This window comes from Undibacterium sp. TJN19 (assembly GCF_049339485.1).
Lineage (GTDB): Bacteria > Pseudomonadota > Gammaproteobacteria > Burkholderiales > Burkholderiaceae_D > Undibacterium.
On record NZ_JBMPPL010000001.1, the window covers coordinates 681,386 to 699,972 of the forward strand.

At 51.7% G+C, this 18,587-nt stretch carries 17 protein-coding genes; 8 read left to right on the plus strand and 9 right to left on the minus strand.

Annotation, left to right across the window (positions count from 1 at the left end; all coding sequences use genetic code 11):
- Positions 1-76: 76 nt before the first annotated feature.
- Both ACO0LH_RS03185 and ACO0LH_RS03190 read right to left on the minus strand, forming a co-directional pair.
- The gene (locus tag ACO0LH_RS03185) at positions 77-619 is read right to left on the minus strand and encodes an adenine phosphoribosyltransferase (protein ID WP_422939600.1); all 543 of its coding nucleotides are present in this window, start codon (positions 617-619) and stop codon (positions 77-79) included.
- A 33-nt stretch (positions 620-652) separates the two neighbouring features.
- Positions 653-2,635: a monovalent cation:proton antiporter-2 (CPA2) family protein gene (locus tag ACO0LH_RS03190; protein WP_422939601.1), complete on the minus strand. Its 1,983-nt coding sequence runs from the start codon at positions 2,633-2,635 to the stop codon at positions 653-655.
- A gap of 113 nt (positions 2,636-2,748) precedes the next feature.
- Between ACO0LH_RS03190 and ACO0LH_RS03195 the strand changes: the two genes are divergently transcribed.
- From ACO0LH_RS03195 to ACO0LH_RS03230, 8 genes are all read left to right on the plus strand, one after another.
- Complete coding sequence (locus ACO0LH_RS03195) at positions 2,749-3,789, plus strand: KpsF/GutQ family sugar-phosphate isomerase (protein ID WP_422939602.1); 1,041 nt, start codon at positions 2,749-2,751, stop codon at positions 3,787-3,789.
- A complete protein-coding gene (locus ACO0LH_RS03200) occupies positions 3,789-4,313 on the plus strand; it encodes a KdsC family phosphatase (protein ID WP_422939603.1) in 525 nt (174 codons plus the stop codon). Before ACO0LH_RS03195 ends, ACO0LH_RS03200 begins: the two co-directional genes overlap by 1 nt.
- Positions 4,310-4,954, plus strand: coding sequence for an LPS export ABC transporter periplasmic protein LptC (lptC, locus tag ACO0LH_RS03205; protein ID WP_422939604.1), 645 nt, complete (start codon positions 4,310-4,312; stop codon positions 4,952-4,954). The genes ACO0LH_RS03200 and lptC overlap by 4 nt, the downstream gene beginning before the upstream one ends.
- Before the next feature lie 18 nt (positions 4,955-4,972).
- On the plus strand, positions 4,973-5,548 hold the full coding sequence (gene lptA / locus ACO0LH_RS03210) for a lipopolysaccharide transport periplasmic protein LptA (RefSeq protein ID WP_422939605.1): 576 nt from the start codon (positions 4,973-4,975) through the stop codon (positions 5,546-5,548).
- A 1-nt stretch (position 5,549) separates the two neighbouring features.
- Entirely contained in the window at positions 5,550-6,302 is a 753-nt protein-coding gene (gene lptB / locus ACO0LH_RS03215; protein WP_422939606.1) for an LPS export ABC transporter ATP-binding protein, read from the plus strand.
- Between the two features lie 11 nt (positions 6,303-6,313).
- On the plus strand, positions 6,314-7,801 hold the full coding sequence (locus ACO0LH_RS03220; RefSeq protein WP_422939607.1) for an RNA polymerase factor sigma-54: 1,488 nt from the start codon (positions 6,314-6,316) through the stop codon (positions 7,799-7,801).
- 108 nt (positions 7,802-7,909) lie between these two features.
- Positions 7,910-8,263 (plus strand): ribosome hibernation-promoting factor, HPF/YfiA family, encoded by a 354-nt coding sequence (gene hpf / locus ACO0LH_RS03225; protein WP_422939608.1) that lies wholly within the window; start codon positions 7,910-7,912, stop codon positions 8,261-8,263.
- A gap of 307 nt (positions 8,264-8,570) precedes the next feature.
- Positions 8,571-9,665: an enoyl-CoA hydratase/isomerase family protein gene (locus ACO0LH_RS03230; protein ID WP_422939609.1), complete on the plus strand. Its 1,095-nt coding sequence runs from the start codon at positions 8,571-8,573 to the stop codon at positions 9,663-9,665.
- Between the two features lie 103 nt (positions 9,666-9,768).
- Here the strand turns inward: ACO0LH_RS03230 and ACO0LH_RS03235 are convergent, their stop codons facing one another.
- The 7 genes from ACO0LH_RS03235 to aroKB all read right to left on the minus strand — a co-directional run bounded on the left by ACO0LH_RS03235 (position 9,769) and on the right by aroKB (position 18,572).
- Positions 9,769-10,497 (minus strand): ABC transporter ATP-binding protein, encoded by a 729-nt coding sequence (locus ACO0LH_RS03235; RefSeq protein ID WP_422939610.1) that lies wholly within the window; start codon positions 10,495-10,497, stop codon positions 9,769-9,771.
- A gap of 10 nt (positions 10,498-10,507) precedes the next feature.
- Positions 10,508-12,457 (minus strand): ABC transporter permease subunit, encoded by a 1,950-nt coding sequence (locus ACO0LH_RS03240; protein ID WP_422939611.1) that lies wholly within the window; start codon positions 12,455-12,457, stop codon positions 10,508-10,510.
- A 9-nt stretch (positions 12,458-12,466) separates the two neighbouring features.
- Positions 12,467-13,357, minus strand: a complete 891-nt coding sequence (locus ACO0LH_RS03245) for a branched-chain amino acid ABC transporter permease (protein WP_422939612.1) — start codon at positions 13,355-13,357, stop codon at positions 12,467-12,469.
- Between the two features lie 131 nt (positions 13,358-13,488).
- Positions 13,489-14,646 (minus strand): ABC transporter substrate-binding protein, encoded by a 1,158-nt coding sequence (locus ACO0LH_RS03250; protein ID WP_422939613.1) that lies wholly within the window; start codon positions 14,644-14,646, stop codon positions 13,489-13,491.
- 325 nt (positions 14,647-14,971) lie between these two features.
- Positions 14,972-15,670 (minus strand): DUF4197 domain-containing protein, encoded by a 699-nt coding sequence (locus tag ACO0LH_RS03255; RefSeq protein WP_422939614.1) that lies wholly within the window; start codon positions 15,668-15,670, stop codon positions 14,972-14,974.
- 123 nt (positions 15,671-15,793) lie between these two features.
- Positions 15,794-16,945 carry a deoxyguanosinetriphosphate triphosphohydrolase gene (locus ACO0LH_RS03260; protein WP_422939615.1) on the minus strand — a complete coding sequence of 384 codons (1,152 nt, stop codon included), beginning with the start codon at positions 16,943-16,945 and terminating at the stop codon, positions 15,794-15,796.
- Between the two features lie 4 nt (positions 16,946-16,949).
- Complete coding sequence (aroKB, locus tag ACO0LH_RS03265; RefSeq protein WP_422940557.1) at positions 16,950-18,572, minus strand: bifunctional shikimate kinase/3-dehydroquinate synthase AroKB; 1,623 nt, start codon at positions 18,570-18,572, stop codon at positions 16,950-16,952.
- Positions 18,573-18,587 lie beyond the last annotated feature (15 nt).

Consider the following 18,587-nt stretch of genomic DNA (forward strand, 5'->3'; position numbering starts at 1 on the left):
CATGTCAAAGCGCACAGGCATGGCGCCCAATAAAAAACTGACGCCGTAGCGTCAGTTGTTCGGGGATGTAAAAATTCTAATGACCTTCAAAATTACAGACGGTGAACAGGGGCAGGCCGCTGTCCTTGATGATTTTGGAACCACCCAGTTCTGGCAGGTCAACAATCACTGCGCCTTCCACCACGGTGGCGCCCAGGCGTTCCAGCAGCTTGCGGCCAGCCATCATGGTACCGCCGGTGGCGATCAGGTCGTCGATCAACACCACCCTGTCGCCTGCCTTGCAGGCATCGGCATGCAGCTCTACCGTGGCGCTGCCGTATTCAAGCTCATATTGCTCGGACACGGTATGGAAAGGCAGTTTGCCCTTCTTGCGGATAGGCACGAAACCCAGGTTCAACTCATAGGCCAGCACAGAGCCGATGATGAAGCCGCGTGCATCCAGGCCTGCCACCACGTCCAGTTTCTCATCCATATAGCGATGTACAAACATATCGATGAGCACGCGGAATACTTTAGGGTTTTGCAACAATGGCGTAATGTCACGAAACATCACGCCAGGCTGCGGCCAGTTTTCCACGGTGCGGATATGTTCTTTAATGTATTCGGATGGATTAAACATTCCTGCATGTCCTTCAAATTGAAAAATAAGCCGCTATTTTAACAGCCGCTGCTCTGCTCTAGCGACTGCTTCCGATGTGCCCCTGACGACAACGACATCGCCCACCTGCAAAAGTATGCCTTCCTGGTGATCCAGCCTGGCCTTGCCGCGTCTGACCGCATGCACATCAGCTTCCACCTCTTCAAGATGCAATTCACTCAATTGCAGCCCGACAGACTTCGCGCGCTCGGTCAGCATTACGGTATGCAGGCGGATTTGCATGTTTTCTGGACTGTCACTGGCGTCACTGGCACCATGAAAAAAGCCGCGCAGGGATTCATACCGCGCATCCCTGGCGATTTGCACGCGGTGCACCACTTTTCTTAATGGCACACCCAGCATCACCAGCGCATGGGAAGCCAGCATCAGGCTGCCTTCCATCAGTTCAGGCACGACTTCGGTGGCACCTGCCGCCCGTAATTTATCGAGATCAACATCGTCATGGCTACGCACGATCACCGGCAGGCTGGGGTTCATTTCATTGACGAAATGCAATATCTTCAAGGCGGATGCGGTGCCGGTGTAGGTCACGACAAGGGCGGCGGCGCGATTGATACCGGCTGCCAGGAGGCTTTCGCGCCGTGCGGCATCACCATACGATACATTTGCGCCCGCAGTCTGGGCTTCGAGTACACGGTCAGGGTCCAGATCGAGTGCATGGTAATCAATATTTTCCTCTGCCAAAATACGTGCCAGGCTTTGCCCGCTTCGGCCAAAGCCGGCAATGATCACATGCTTTTTCGTCGTCATGGTGCGCGCCGCAATTTGCGTCAGCGCCAGTGATTGCATCATCCATTCATTGGCGGAAAACTTCATGACAATGGCATCAGAATTGGCCAGGATAAACGGTGAAGCCAGCATGGACAGCACCATCGATGCCAGTATCAGTTGCAGCAACAAGGGGTCGAGCAATTGCAGGCCGCCCGCTTGGTTCAGCAGCACAAAACCAAATTCACCCGCCTGCGCCAGGCCCAGGCCCGTGCGCAAGGCCACGCTGGTGGAATTGCCAAAGATTTTCGCCAGCGCCGTGATCAGTGCCAGCTTCATCAATACCGGGCCGGACAACAGCAATAACACCAGCCAGAAATGATCAATGACCAGTTTGACATTCAGCAACATACCTACGGTGATGAAAAACAGGCCCAGCAAGACATCGCGGAAGGGTTTGATATCTTCTTCCACCTGATGACGGTATTCGGTCTCTGATATCAGCATGCCTGCAACGAACGCGCCCAGTGCCATCGACAGGCCCGCCTTTTCGGTCAGCCAGGCAGCGCCCAGGGTAATCAGCAAGAGGTTCAGCATGAATAACTCTTGTGAGCGCCGCTTGACGACGATGCGGAACCAGGTGCGCATGAGCTTTTGCCCCACCACCAACAGCAGCACCAGCACCAGAACGGCCTTGCCGCTGGCGAATGCCAGGGTTTTCACCAGGTCCGGCGATTTTGAAGCCAGTGCGGGCACCAGTATCAGCAAAGGCACGACGGCCAGATCCTGGAATAACAACACGCTGATGATTTGCCGGCCATGCAGGCTTTCCAGTTCCAGCCTCTCAGTCAGCATCTTGGAAACAATGGCGGTCGATGACATGGCCAGCGCGCCACCCAGCGCAAACGAGGCTTCCCAGCTGATATTGAAAAATTGCGGCAGCCAGCGGCTGGCTATCCAGCCAAACAGCATGCTGGTGAGTATCGTGACCAGTACCTGCGCCATCCCCAGCCCAAACACCGCCTTGCGCATGGCCATCAGTTTCGACAGAGAAAATTCCAGGCCGATGGAAAACATCAGGAAAACAACGCCAAACTCGGCCAGCTCATGCGTCACGGCACTATCGTCGGCAACTCCCATGCCAAACGGGCCGATAAAGATACCAACCACCAGATAACCCAGCATGGGCGGCAGTTGCAACATGCGAAAAGCGACCACGCCTAAGACGGCCGCGGCCAACAGTGATAAAGTGGTATCTAGTCCATTCATGCCTCCTATTATTGCCGATTTATCGCGTCTGAAACCTTATTTCTGGCAAACAATATTCATTCCGTTACAACTGGCAGAGTTTTTGCTTTCTGGATTTCGTTTATACTTCTGGCATGAATGAATTGAATGCCCCTTACTCCCCGAATCCGCAAAGTGCAACCGATAAGGCCGCCGCGGCAAAACGTGCGCTGAAACTGGCTTGTGAAACCCTGCAAATTGAAGCAGATGCCTTGCTGGCCTTGCAGACACGCCTGGGCAATGGTGATGCTGCCGGGTTTTCGCAGGCGGTTGATATGCTGCTGACCTGCCATGGCCGTGTGGTCGTGTCCGGCATCGGCAAATCCGGCCATATTGCACGCAAGATCTCGGCGACCTTTGCCTCTACCGGCACGCCTTCGTTTTTTGTCCACCCGGCAGAAGCTGCGCATGGCGATCTGGGCATGGTGACGCAACAGGATGTTTTCATTGCCATTTCGTATTCAGGCGAAGCGTCTGAACTGATGTCCATCTTGCCCATCATCAAGCGCCTGGGTGTCAAACTCATCGCGATGACGGGCAACCCGGAATCCAGCCTGGGCAAACTGGCCGATATACATTTGAACCTGCATGTGGACAAAGAAGCCTGCCCGCTGAACTTGGCACCAACGGCCAGCACGACGGTCACTCTGGCTTTGGGCGACGCCCTGGCCGTAGCAGTGCTGGATGCGCGTGGTTTTCGTGAAGAAGATTTTGCTCGTTCCCACCCTGGCGGTTCACTGGGGCGTCGGCTGCTGACCCATGTCAGGGATGTCATGCGCACAGGTGCCGATATCCCGCAAGTGGGGCCAGAGACTCAACTGAAAACGGCGTTGCTGGAAATTACCAAAAAGGGCATGGCGATGACAGCCGTGGTCGATCACAACCAGCATATCGTCGGCATCTTCACCGATGGTGACTTGCGCCGCTTGATGGATGGCACACGGGATTTTACGCAATTGCAGATTGCCGATGTCATGCATGACAAGCCACACCGCATACGGCCTGAACAATTAGCCGTGGAAGCTGTCGAAGTCATGGAAACCTATCGCATTAACCAGTTACTGGTGGCAGATGATGATGGCAGGCTGGTGGGTGCCTTGCATATTCACGACCTGACACGCGCCAAGGTGATCTGATGACGAGCGCAATCGACATGGCACGCCAGGTCCAGCTGATGATTTTTGATGTCGATGGCATATTGACAGATGGCAGTCTGCATTTCGGGCCGGATGGTGAAATGATGAAAACCTTTAATGTCCTTGATGGCCAGGGCATTAAATTATTACAGCAGGCGGGTATTGCCACGGCCATCATCAGCGCCCGGCAATCTGCCATTGTCACCAGACGCGCGACAGATTTGGGCATCCCGCATATCCGTCAGGGCATACATGATAAAAAATCAGCTTTCCTGCAATTGATTGCCGATTTGAACCTGCCTGCCAGTGCCTGCGGATTTATTGGCGATGATGTCATTGATTTACCGATACTGATGCGTTGCGGCTTTGCCGCCAGTGTGCCCAACGCCCATGCTGAAGTAAGACAGCGTGTGCACTATGTCACCACGGCTGGTGGTGGCAAAGGGGCGGCCAGGGAAATATGTGATTTCATCTTGCGGGCGCAAGACAAATACGAACTAGCTTTACAAAATTATCTTTCATGAAACATCATTTAACCATAGACCGTTTCCGTATCTGGCTGGCAGTCGTCATGCTGGGCGTCATCACGCTGGGCGCCATCTGGGTCATGGAAGTGGTAAGGCGTAATGCCGGTGATGAACAAAATCGTTCTTCCGCCAGGGCCGCACCCGATTATTATGTCGAGAAATTCAATTTCATACGGCTGTCCAACAATGGCAAGGCCAATTACCATGTCACCGGCGAACGCCTGATACACTTGCCCCGTAATGACAATATAGAAATTACACATCCGCAAATTAATAGTTTTGATGAAAACCGTACGCCTTTGCACTTGCGTGCAGAGCTCGCCGTTGTTTCACAAAAATCAACCACAACTTCGCCCAAACGCGAACATGATGAAGTGCATTTATATGACCAGGTCAGCGTTGAACGCCCTGAGGGATTGAATTCACAATTCATGCGGCTGGAAACAAATTATTTGTTGTTATTGCCAGATGAAGACCTGATCAAAACCGACAAGCCCGTCTTTGTAAAAACCAGCACGATAGAAACCACTGCGGTAGGTATGCTCGCCAATAATGCTACCCAGGAACTGGATTTATTGAGTAAAGTAAAAATGCATTTAAAGAGGCGTGTGAAGTCCGCTCCTCTTCCCATAAAATAAATAAATAGAAAGCAGAACATGAGAATGAAACCCATTTTTTCTGTGCCTGGCTTGCGCAAATTAATCGGCCTTGGATGTATGGGCCTGGCCCTCACCTCAGCCCATGCAGAAAAAGCCGACAGCCTGAAAGACACATTGATTGAAGCCGGCAGCACACAGAGCAAGGGACAGAAAGGCGTCCATGTTTTATCGAATGGTGTCCTGGTAACGAGAGGTACGCTGGTGGTCAAAGCTGAAAAAGCCGTACTGACAGAATCACCAAGTGGTGATCAGTTTGTCGTACTGAGCAGTGGCAGCAATGGCAAGGTCACGTTCCGGCAAAAACGGGATGGCGGTACCGATCTGTGGGTTGATGGCGAAGCTGACCGTGCCGAATATGATCAAAGTACCGAGGTCGTGAAATTTATTTCCAAGGCAAAGATACGCTACCTCGAAGGTAAAAAAGTCACCCAGGAACAAGAGGGTGAATATCTTTCCTATGACAGCAAAAACGATGTCTTTGATGGTGCCAATTCAACCAGCGGCAAGCATGTCGATGGCGATGGTCGTGTCAAAATAATTTTGCATCCAAAAACTGAAAAACAGGCCAATTAAGATGACGGCAATTGCTAGTACGCTGCTCGTCAAAGGGCTGCAAAAACGCTATGGCGCGCGCCAGGTAGTACGTGACGTATCGCTACAAGTGAAAAGCGGCGAAGTCGTTGGCCTGCTCGGCCCGAACGGTGCGGGCAAAACAACTTCTTTCTACATGATCGTTGGCCTGGTGCCATCGGACGCAGGTGACATCACGATAGATGCTGTCAATATATCTCAGTTACCCATCCATCAAAGGGCGGTGCTGGGCTTGTCATATTTGCCGCAGGAAGCTTCAGTATTTCGCAAGCTGACAGTCGAAGACAATATCCGCGCTGTTCTGGAATTACAGAAAAATGCCCACGGAAAATTTCTTTCGACCAAAGAAATCGATGAACGTCTCGATGCCCTGCTGGCGGATTTACAGATTGAAAAAATTCGTGAAAGCCAGGCCTTGTCGCTATCTGGCGGTGAGCGCCGTCGTGTGGAAATCGCACGTGCGCTGGCGACCAATCCCCGCTTTGTTTTGCTCGACGAACCCTTTGCCGGGGTCGACCCGATTGCCGTCATCGAAATCCAGCGCATTGTGCGCTTTTTGAAAGAACGTGGCATCGGCGTGCTGATCACCGATCACAATGTGCGTGAAACCCTGGGCATTTGCGATCATGCCTACATCATCAATCAGGGTGCTGTACTGGCAAGTGGCAAACCCGACGACATCATACAAAATGAATCCGTGCGGCGCGTCTATCTGGGGGAACACTTCCGGATGTGACGGGAATCATCATGAAACAAAGCCTGCAACTACGTACTTCCCAGCATCTGGCATTAACGCCCCAACTGCAACAATCGATACGGTTATTGCAGCTCTCCACTTTGGAATTACATCAGGAACTGGAAACCCTGCTGACAGAAAACCCCTTGCTTGAGCGTGTCGATGACCCGCTTGACCATGCTGTACGTCTGTTGGCCGATGGTGCCATCAACACCAGCAGCAGTGCCGCGGATGCCGGCATGGAAGCGCCAGCCATACGCGAAGAAGCAGCCGCAAGCACAGAGCAAAACCAGGAAGCTGAAGCCCCTGCCAGCAATGACACCATGAGCACCAATGAAGACGACTGGAGCTTCGATGATGGTCACCATGGCGCAGCAGCCAGCGATGATGAAGATGGCCGCCCACAACTGGGCGCAGCGCAAACTACCTTGCGCGAACACCTGCTGGAGCAAATGCGCCTGAACCTGCGCGAGCCACGCGACCGTGCGCTGGTAGAGCTGATGATCGATGCACTCGACAGCAATGGTTATCTGACTGAAACCCTGGATGAAATCCATGCCAGTTTGCCATTGGAATTGTGCATAGAACCGGAAGAGCTGGCCTTCGCGCTCAACATGCTGCAAAGCTTTGACCCGGCAGGTGTGGGTGCGCGCAGCCCGGCAGAGTGCCTGGCCTTGCAAATCAGGCGCCTGCCCAGGATTGCTTTCGTGACACGCCGCCTTGCACTAAATATTGTTGAGACACAACTCACTTTATTTGCACAACGGGATTTCACGAAATTAAAGAAAATACTGGACTGCGATGATGAAGATTTGCGCGATGCACAAACTGTCATCAGGCAATGCAAACCCCGGCCAGGTATCGCCTTTACTGCCGATGATTCAGACTATGTCGTGCCCGATGTCATCGTCAGAAAGTCAGGGAATGGCTGGCAGGTGCTCTTGAATCAGGATGTAATGCCAAAGTTGCGCGTCAGCAGCATGTACGCCAACATCATGAAACAAAACCGCGGTGAAAGTGGACTTGGTTCACAATTGCAGGAAGCGCGCTGGCTCATCAAGAACATGCGGCAACGTTTTGATACCATTTTGCGCGTTGCACAAGCGATAGTTGAAAGACAACGTAACTTTTTCACCCACGGTGCAGTTGCCATGCGCCCCCTTGTTTTGCGCGAAATTGCTGATACACTAGGATTACACGAGAGCACTATCTCACGTGTAACAACCCAAAAATACATGCTGACCCCACATGGCATGTTTGAGTTGAAGTATTTTTTCGGCAGCCACGTCGCGACGGAAACAGGGGGAGAAGCATCTTCCACCGCGATACGGGCACTCATCAAGCAATTGATAGGAGCAGAAGACCAGAAAAGCCCACTCTCTGATAGCAAAATTGCAGACATGCTGGGTGAACAGGGCATGGTAATTGCCCGACGGACAGTTGCCAAATACCGTGAAGCCCTCAAAATCCCCCCAGTGAGCCTGCGTAAATCTTTGTAAGTAGTCCTTGTAATCACGGTTTGAATTGCTATATATGATTTAGCTCAATGTTATTTGAACGCAAAGAGCTTTTCGTAATGGCAAGCAACATCACTATAGGAGCACAGTATGAATCTCACAATCAGTGGACATCACGTCGAAGTAACTCCTGCAATTCGTGAATATGTACATACCAAGTTAGAGCGCATCAGGCGGCATTTCGACCAGGTCATTGATATCGCCGTCATCCTGACGGTGGACAAGCTCCGGGAAAAGGAAAAAAGGCACAAAGCAGACATTAATTTGCATATCAGCGGTAAAGATATCCATGTTGAAAGTCTGGCACACGATCTCTATGCAGCGATTGATACGCTGGTCGATAAACTCGATCGCCAGGTCATCAAACATAAAGATAAAATACAAAGTCACCAGCACGATGCGATCAAGCACATACCTGATCCGGCGTCAGCCCAAGACGTGTAAGCCATAGCCCTGATCGGGCTGATGGCATCCAAAACAAGGACGCGAAAGGCGTCCTTTTTGTTTTCTTGAGACCTTATTGATGCTTTATTGACTCATCGTTGAGCCGTCACCAAGCATGGCAAAGTCATCATTTATATACATTATTCATGTTGACTGAGTCATTGATTAGCGCCAGACAATCCGTCGCATTCGCACAATCAGAAAATTTCTTTGCGCTATTTCTGCATATGCTTATACATCTAGTGACGTGCACTGCCTGCAAAGTTAGAATAACAGCTTCGTCCCTTACCCTGCATAGCGAATCACCATGAGCGAATTTGTACTCACTTCCGTCAAGAACCATATAGGCTTCATCACACTCGACAGACCCAAGGCGCTGAACTCGCTATCGCTGGACATGGTGCGGGCGCTGACCACGACCCTGCTGGCATGGCAAAACGACGCCAGCGTACGTGCGGTGTTTATTCATAGCAGCAGCGAAAAGGCTTTTTGCGCCGGTGGCGATATCCGTTTCTTTTATGATGTGGGCACGGCAACACCCAAGGGTGATTCTGCCCTGCTGGAAGATTTTTTCACTGAAGAATACGCTTTAAATCATTTGATTCATTTTTACCCAAAACCCTATATCGCCCTGATGAATGGCGTGGTCATGGGTGGTGGCATGGGCATCGCCCAGGCGGGTGAAGACTGCCGTCTGCGCATCGTCACCGAACGCACCAAGATGGCCATGCCGGAAGTGAATATCGGCCTGTTCCCGGATGTTGGCGGGGGTTATTTCCTGTCGCAGGCCCCGGGCGAGCTGGGCACCTATCTGGGATTGTCAGGTGAAATCATTACGGCAGCTGATGCCTTATACGCTGATCTGGCAGATGTCTTTGTACCGACATCCGGGATACCGGCTTTACTGGGTTTGCTGGAGCAGACAGATGCCGCGGATATACGTGTGGCCATACGTGAATTTGCTGCACCGTTCACAGCACAAATACAGCCAGAGAACAGCAAACTGGCAATACAGAGAGATGTGATAGACCAGGATTTCAATGGTAATAGCGTTAAGGCCATCTGCGAAAAGCTGCAAGAAAATAATGCCGAATTTGCACAACAGACCCTGGCGGTGATGCAGAAGCGCTCTCCCTTGCTGATGTCAGTCACGCTGGAGCAGTTGCGCCGCAGTGCTGCCATGTCAGTCTCTGACTGCCTGCGCATGGAAAGAAATATGGTACGCCATTGTTTCAAACATGGTGAGGTACTGGAAGGCATACGCGCTCTGGTGGTAGACAAAGACAATACGCCACGCTGGTCGCCAGCAACATTGGTAGAAGTCAGTGCAGAACAGATAGCCGGTTTCTTTGCTGAGGTATGGCCAGCACATGCGCACCCTTTGCGTCATCTGGCTGGCTAGGTAGCCATACCGGCAATACAGGCAATACAGACATTCATACCGCCGTCAAAAAAAAGGGGACAGCATGCTGTCCCCGTTTTTTTATCTGTAGAAGAATCATGCATCAATGTTGCGCGCCGCCCCCCAGATAAGCGGCTTTGACCGCAGGATCATTTTGCAGGCTGGCAGCGGGGCCGTGTACTGATATCTTGCCGTTTTCAAGTACATAGCCGTAATCCGCCACGGCCAGGGCAGCAGCGGCAAACTGCTCTACCAGCAGCATGGTCGTGCCCTGCTCTTTCAGCCGGACAATGATGCGAAATACTTCATCGACCAGGATAGGTGCGAGGCCCATGGAAGGTTCGTCCAGCAACACCACATCCGGGTTCAGCATGACAGCGCGTGCCATGGCTAGCATTTGCTGCTCACCACCAGACAAGGTACCGGCAAGCTGGTTCTTGCGTTCTTTCAGGCGCGGGAACAAGTCCATCGCTTTTTGCAGATCACTTTCAATATCACCGCGCGGGCGACTGCGGGTAAAGCGCGGGAAAGCACCGAGCAAAAGATTATCCGTGACAGACATGGTGGCAAACACGCGCCGGCCTTCAGGCGAATGGGCAAGCCCGGCCCTTGCTATCTTGTGTGAATCGAGGCCGGTCACATCTTTTCCTGCCAGGGTGACCTTGCCTTGCTTGGGTTTCAACATGCCGGAAATCGCCCGCATGGTCGTGGTTTTACCCGCACCGTTAGAGCCGATCAGTGTTACCACTTTTCCCTTCGGGACTTCAAGAGAAATACCGTGCAGGACTTCGACCTTGCCATAAGCCGCATGCAGATTTGAAATACTTAACATGGTTTTCTCCTTAAGCCGCGACAACGTCTGATGCATCGGCAACACTGCCGCCCAGATAGGCTTCAATGACTTTAGGGTCTGCCTGCACCGCAGCAGGTTTGCCTTCCGCAATTTTCTGCCCGAAATCAAGCACGGTCACCGTATCGCAAATGGACATGACCACATCCATATGATGCTCAATCAGGATGATGGTGATGCCGTGTTCACGTATCTTGCGGATGATGGCAATGAGGTCTTTGATATCCGGCGCAGTCAGGCCTGCTGCCGGCTCATCCAGCAACAGCAATTGCGGGTTGAGACCCAGGGCGCGGCCAATTTCGAGCAGGCGCTGTTTGCCGTAAGGCAGATTACGCGCTTCTTCATTCGCCAGGTCGGCCAGGCCAACGAAATGGAGTATGCTGGCCGCCCTCTCCCTCGCCAGTCTTTCTTCGCGCAAGTATCTTGGCGTATGCAACATCACATCGAGGACATTGCTGCGGAAAGTATTATGCAACCCCACCAGGATGTTTTCAGTTGCCGTCATTTCGCCAAACAACTGCACATTCTGAAACGTGCGTGCAACACCGCCCAGCGCAATGGCCGATGGTGTACTGCCGGAAATGACTTTGCCGCCAAATTCGACCACCCCATCAGTTGGCTGGTAGATGCCTGTCAGCACGTTCATCATGGTACTTTTACCTGAACCATTGGGGCCGATCAGGCCATGTACCGTGCCCTTGGTGATTTGCAAATCCACCTGGTTCAAAGCTTTCAGGCCACCGAATTGCATCAGCAATTTCCTGGCGCTCAGTAAGACCCCTACCCTGGCATCGCTGGCTTTGACAATGGCAGTCTCATCACTGGCATGCACAGCAAGCTGATCCACGACAACACGTGTCTGTGCCTTGCCCATCACACTGTTAATGAAACCGACAATGCCGTCTTGCAGGTAATACACGACAAACAGGGTCATCAGGCCAAAGATGGTGAGGCGCCAGTCGGTGATGTTTTCCAGCTTGTAGGAAAACAGGGCCATGGCCACCGTGGCACCTACCGGCACCAGCATTTCCTTCATTGTCTTACGCTTGCTGCTAACGGCAAAACCACCTGCGATGAATGCAACAACCGCGGCTACCGTGGCGATTTTACGGAACAGTTCTATGTCTGCCAGCAATGAAGGCAACATGACCACGATCAGTGCACCCAGCAAAGAACCGCTGCGCGTTTTTCGCCCACCCATGATCACTGCCAGCAAGAACATGATGGTCAGTTCGAAGTTATAGGTATTGGGTGAAATGTATTCTTCAGAATAGGAATACAAACTGCCCGCCAGACCTGCCAGCGCAGCGCTGATGACGAAGGCGATGACTTTGTAGCGATATACCGACACACCCATGCAATCAGAAGCAATCGGGCTGTCGCGCAAGGCCTGGAATGCACGCCCGAGGTGGGAACGCAGGATGCGGTGAACGACTATCAGCGCCAATACCATCATGACCGCAACGACGTAGAAATAACCTACCTCATTGAGTTTCTGGCCGAACAGGATGGGCTTGGCAACCTTGATGCCCATTGGCCCTTCGGTCAGAAAAGTCATCTCGTTGATGAGAATCTGGATGATGGTACCGAAGGCCAGGGTCACCATCGCCAGGTAGGGGCCGGTGACGCGCAAGGCGGGCAAAGCCAGTAAGGCGCCAAACAAGGCTGTCACCACGATGCTGCATGGAACGGCAACAAAGATAGACATGCCCAGTTTGAATACCAGCACACCCGTGGTGTAGGAACCAATACCAAACAGGCCGGCATGGCCGAGGGACACCTGCCCTGTATAGCCCACGACGATGTCGAGGCCAAACAGCAGAATCGCATAGATCAATATGGTTTCTGCCAGATGCAGGTAATACGGGTTATGCATGAAGACCGGCAATAGTGCCAGTGCAGCAATACCCACGACAGAGAGAGATAAGGTTTTCTTGTCCATGATTTCGCCTTACACCTTCTTGATGGCAGCTTTGCCAAACAAACCGGCAGGTTTTACGGCCAACACCAGCAACAGCAATACCAGGCCTGGCACTTCCTTGTAGCCGGTAGAAATATAAAAGCCTGTCAGCGTTTCAGCCACACCCAGTATCAAGCCACCAACGATGGCACCGACACCTGAAGTCAGGCCACCGATAATCGCCACGGCAAAGGCCTTCAAACCCAGGGCCGATCCCATGGTGGCACCGGTCAGCGTCAGCGGCGCGACCAGTACACCTGCGAAGGCGGCTGTTGCTGAAGACAGGGCGTAGGAAAAGGTGATGACCATACTGGTGTTAATACCCATCAGGCCCGCCGCATCGCGGTCATTGGAGGTGGCAACAACGGCTTTGCCGTAGATGGATTTGCGGTTGAAAAACTCGACTGCCAGCATCATCGCCAGGGCACCCAGCACCACCACTACTTGCATGGCCTGTACATTGGCACCAAAGATCTGGAATGGCGCAGCGGATAATGGAGAAGGGAAAGTCAGATCATCTTTTCCCCAGATATTTTCAGCGACATTTTTAAAAATAATCGCCAGTGCGATGGTGGACATGATCCAGCCAAATTCAGATTTGATCTTGATAGCCGGACGTACGCCTATCCATTCCACGACCATGCCTTGCAGGGCACCAAAGATCAGTACCAGCGGTATCATCAGCCAGTAATTCATGTACGGGCCGCCATGCACGTTTCCAACGATGCTAAGCCCCACCAGCGCACCCAGCATCAAGGCTTCGCCCTGACCGAAATTAAGTGTGCCCGATGTGGCAAACGTCAGTTGATAACCGAAAGCGATGACGGCATAGATCATCCCCAGGGCAATGCCACTGAAGACGAGCTGAAGTAAGATTTCCATTTTTTTCACCCATGAGAGTGCAGCCAGCCAGCTTGCTGATGCAGGCGATCAGCAAGAAAGGCCATGCCTATCTGTAAGAAGGCCAGCCGCTGGAAGGCGGCTGACCAGATGGCAAGCGTGAATTCGCCTGATTATTTGGCGAGAACGATATGACCACCTTTGGCTTCACCCATGACTGGGGTGCCAGGTTTGATGGCTTCATGATCGTCGTGCGTGAAAGGTTTGTTGTACGTCGTGACGACACCTTCCACTTTTTCGTTCAGGTTTTCCAGCGCTTCACGCACTTTGACACCGTCTGTGCTACCTGCCTGTTTGAACGCGGCAGCCAGCAGATAAATGGAATCATAGCCTTGTGCTGCTGAAACAGCGGAAGGCATGCGTTCCAGTTTGTACGCTTTTTGATAGGCTTCGATGAAGGCTTTGCGTTTAGGCGTATTGGGGTCCTGGATAAAGGTTTGTGGCATCATCGCGCCATCACCATTCTTGCCGGCGTTGTCGAGGAAGTTACCCATGGACAGCGTCCAGCTGCCTATCATCGGTACTTTCCAGCCCAGTTTTTCCATGCCGTTGGCGATCTGTGCCAGTTCAGGGCCGATGCCGTAAGTCAGAATGACTTGCGCACCGCCCTGCTTGGCCTTCAACAGCTGGGCAGTCATATCAACATCCTTGATATTGAATTTTTCTACCGCGACTGGCTTGATGCCTTTGGCGTTGAGAACTTTTTCCAGATCTTCACGACCAAGCTGGCCGTAATTGGTGGAGTCGGCAAGGATGGCGACTTTAGTGAATTTGTTTTTGGTAACAGCCTCGTCAACGATCATTGCTGACTGTATCGTGTCGCTGGCAGCGGTACGGAAGATGTAGTTGTCTTTGTGTTCTGGCGCGACAAATTGCTTGGTGACCACGCTGCCTGTCGCAACATTATTCAGGACGGGGATTTTGGCTTCTTGGTAAAAGCGCTGTGATGCCAGCGCCACGCCTGTATTGATGTAGCCGACCGTCGCAGAGACTTTCTCTTTATTGATCAATTCTTGGGCGACTTGCACACCGCGCTCATTTTTTGCCTCATCGTCGCGTTCTACCAATTGCAACTGGCGACCCAGCACACCGCCTTTGGCGTTGATTTCGCTGACAGCCAGTCTGACGCCGTCACGCATTGAGACACCCATCGGTGCAGAGCCACCAGTGAACGGGCCTGCGACACCAATCTTGATAGGTTCTGCTGCATTGCTCACAGCAACCCAGCTCAATAGCGCGGAAGCGACGAGAGTTTTGATTTTGTATGACATTTTGGTCTCCTGATTTTTTTTGGTTGGTACTTCAAAAAAATGAATTAATGAATTACCTCGCTAAATTAACAGGAAATGACGAGGACGTTGCAAGCAGCGCTACTTAAGTAATACTACGCAAAACGCCCATGAATTGCCGGTTAAAATTTGGGCAACTCTGTGCCAGGCCTTATGGGGTAAGGGTTTCAGGCATTTTTATCAATTCTGAAACAGACTCAGTCTTGCCATGTTGCGGATTGAAATTTCTTCCTGTCATCAGGTGAATTTCTTTCATCAATGCGAAATCATTCAACGATGTACAAGAAAAACAACATCTGGAAATCATCTATTTCAACAAACTGAATACCTTGCTGATGGCTTTGCTGCCAGCACCAAGCGGGTCCTTGCGTATGGCTTTTTCTTCTTCGGCTATCATCAGGTACAGGCCATCCAGCGCGCGCTGCGTGACATAGCCTTCAACCGTTGCTTCTTGCTGGGAAACTGCGCCGAATTTCTGCGCCTGCCCCATGATGGCATTGTATTTGGCAGACAAGCCTGCTTTATCCGTCACGCCCTTGACCATGGGTAGAAATTTTGCGCCTAAAGGTGTCGCGGTTTTTTCTTTAAAGAAATCTGTCACCGAGGTGTCACCACCGGTCAAAATATTCTTGGCATCAGTCAGGCTCATGGATTTCACCGCATCGATCAGCAGGGGCTTTGCCATGGGTACTGCCGCTTCTGCCGCGCGATTCATGGAAACGATCAATTCATCCAGCTGTTGTCCTTTACCGGTCATCTGCAAAATCGGACGGGCTTTTTCCAGTATCGACGGTAATTGAATTTTGACCTTGTCATTATTCAGGAATCCATTTTCGACACCCAGTTTACCCACGGCTGCGACAGAACCTTTGTCGAGAGCAGCCCTCAAGCCGGTACTGGCATCCTGGTTGCTGAGGTCGGAAAAAGAAATGGCATAAGCACTGGTGCTGATCGCCAGGATGCCGGTCACTGCCACACGGGCAAACATAGTAGAAATGAATGTCATATTTTCACCAGAAAAATAAATGATATTCTATGCCGCCATGGGTCTGCATGGGCAGGGTGATGACGTTAAATTAAGTGAAACCTGGGGATATCAGACATTAAAAGCAGAAATGAAAAACAGAATTTAAATTTCATCCACCATGTACAGGCGGCGGTGTTCGCGCATGGCGTAGCGATCTGTCATGCCGGCGATGTAGTCGGCAATTTTTCTGACTTGCAAGGGCATGCGCTGATCATCACTTTCACCTTGAGCAAGCTGGTAATCAGGCGGTAGCAAATTCGGTTCTGCGATCATGGCGTCGAATAATTCAGTGATCGTGCGCCTGGCCTTGAAAGTCATGCGGTTGACCTGATAATGCCGGTACAGATTTTCAAACAAAAACTGCTTGAGTGCCTGCGCCTCTTGAAACATGGCATCAGAAAAGGCAATCATTCTTTCCATATGACGCACGTCGTCAACTGATGTGGGCGCGCATTCCTTGATCTTTTGCCCTGAAGTCTGGATCAAATCGACGATGAGAGTATTGATCATACGACGTATGGTTTCGGCAATGGCACGGCGGCCACTGATGCCGGGATATGTGGCATCGACAACGGCGCGATGCCGTGCATAGATATCCACTTCCAGCAACTGCGCTTCCTGTAACAAGCCAGAGCGCAGGCCATCGTCAATATCATGGTTGTTATAGGCAATGGCATCGGCCAGATTGGTGACCTGGGCTTCCAGCGTCGGTCGTTTCTTGTCGATAAAACGCTGACCAACATCGCCCAGCAATCTGGCATTGTTTATAGAACAGTGCTTGAGTATGCCTTCGCGGGTTTCAAATGTCAGATTCAAGCCGTCAAAAGCGCCATAGCGCTCTTCAAGCTGATCAACTACACGCAGGCTTTGCAGATTATGTTCGAAGCCGCCATAGGCCTTCATGCAGGTATTGAGGGCATCCTGCCCAGCATGACCAAAGGGGGTGTGGCCCAGGTCATGCGCCAGTGATATGGCTTCGACCAGGTCTTCATTGAGTCTCAGGTTGCGGGCAATCGAGCGGCCTATCTGCGCCACTTCCAGACTATGGGTCAGGCGATTGCGAAACAGGTCACCTTCGTGATTGACGAATACCTGGGTTTTATATTCGAGACGGCGAAATGCGGTGCAATGTATGATGCGGTCGCGGTCGCGCTGATATTCACTGCGGGAACTGGAAGCTTCTTCAGCGTAACGCCGGCCTCGCGAATTAGCCGATTGAGCAGCATAGGGACCGAGGTGGGCGTCGGTAAACATGGCTTTAGTGTGCGATGCAACTACGTATGGTTTCCAGCAGGATCTCTTTGGGTACGGAGGTAATCACTGCCTGGCCTAGCGGTTTCAACAAGATGAATTTGATCTTGCCGCCTTCATTTTTCTTATCGACTTCCATCAGTTCCAGCCAGCGGTCTTCACCCAGATCAGGTGCCAGCGTCGGCAAACCTGCGGCTTCGACAACTTGTTTGATACGGGTCTTGCAGACATAATCAATATAGCCAAGACGGCAGGATAATTCTGCTGCCATGACCATGCCGCAACCGACTGCTTCACCATGCAACCATTTGCCATAGCCGAGGCCAGATTCAATCGCGTGTCCAAAAGTGTGGCCAAAATTAAGGATGGCGCGCAAGCCACCTTCACGTTCATCCTGGCGCACGATATCTGCCTTGATTTCACAAGAGCGCAATATGGCATGTGTCAGTGCATTGCTGTCTTTGGCGCGCAAGGCGCTCATATTGGCTTCTATCCAGTCAAAGAAAACCGGGTCAATAATGGCGCCGTGCTTGATCACTTCTGCCAGGCCGGCCGACAATTCATTGTCGGGCAGGCTTTGCAAGGTGCTGATATCGGCAATCACGGCTTGAGGCTGGTAAAACGCGCCTATCATGTTCTTGCCCAGCGGATGGTTGATGCCGGTTTTGCCGCCGACAGAAGAATCCACTTGCGACAGGAGGGTGGTGGGTATCTGTACGAAGGGTACGCCGCGCATATAGGCCGAGGCAGCAAAGCCGGTCATATCGCCGATCACGCCACCACCAAGCGCCACCAGGGTGGTTTTTCTATCGCATTTATTTTCGAGCAGGGCATCAAAAATCAACATCAGCGCTGCCCAGTTTTTTTGTTCTTCGCCATCTGGCAAAACCACTGATATGACTTGCTTACCTGCTGCCCGCAGGCTGGTTTCCAGTGTCGCCAAGTATAAAGGCGCCACCACTGTATTGGTCACAATCAGGACATGCCTGCCCTTGACTTGAGATTGCAGGAAATGAACATCCGACAATAACGATGCGCCTATGGAAATCGGATAACTACGTTCACCCAGATCAACATTCAGGACTTTGTTCGGTGAATTGCTTTCTGCTGACATGATTGGCTTTGTACCTGACAGACCATCGATCAGCTTATCCTGTATCAATTTGTCTAATATGGATTGCACCAGAAATTGTACATTCGGGCGTCCGGTTTCGATAACCAGATGTGCGACCTCCTTATAAAGGGGATCACGTTGGGATTCTAATTCTTCCAGTTTCTTGCGTGGGTCACTGGTGCGCAACAAGGGACGGTTCTTGTCATTCCGGGTACGTTGCAAAATGCTGTGTATACCGGCGCGCAAATAAATAACGGTGCCGCGTTCATGCAGAAATTTCCTACTTTCTGCATTCAAGACAGCACCGCCACCTGTAGCTAATACGATATTTTCCTGGGAAGTCAGATCGCGAATGACATCTGCCTCGCGCTGGCGAAAACTGGCCTCGCCTTCAATTTCAAAAATCACCGGAATCGAGACACCGGTACGGGCCTCGATTTCGTGATCTGAATCTATGAATCGCTTATTAAGTTTTTTCGCCAGGGCCCGGCCAACCGTAGTTTTGCCGGAGCCCATCAGGCCTACCAGGAA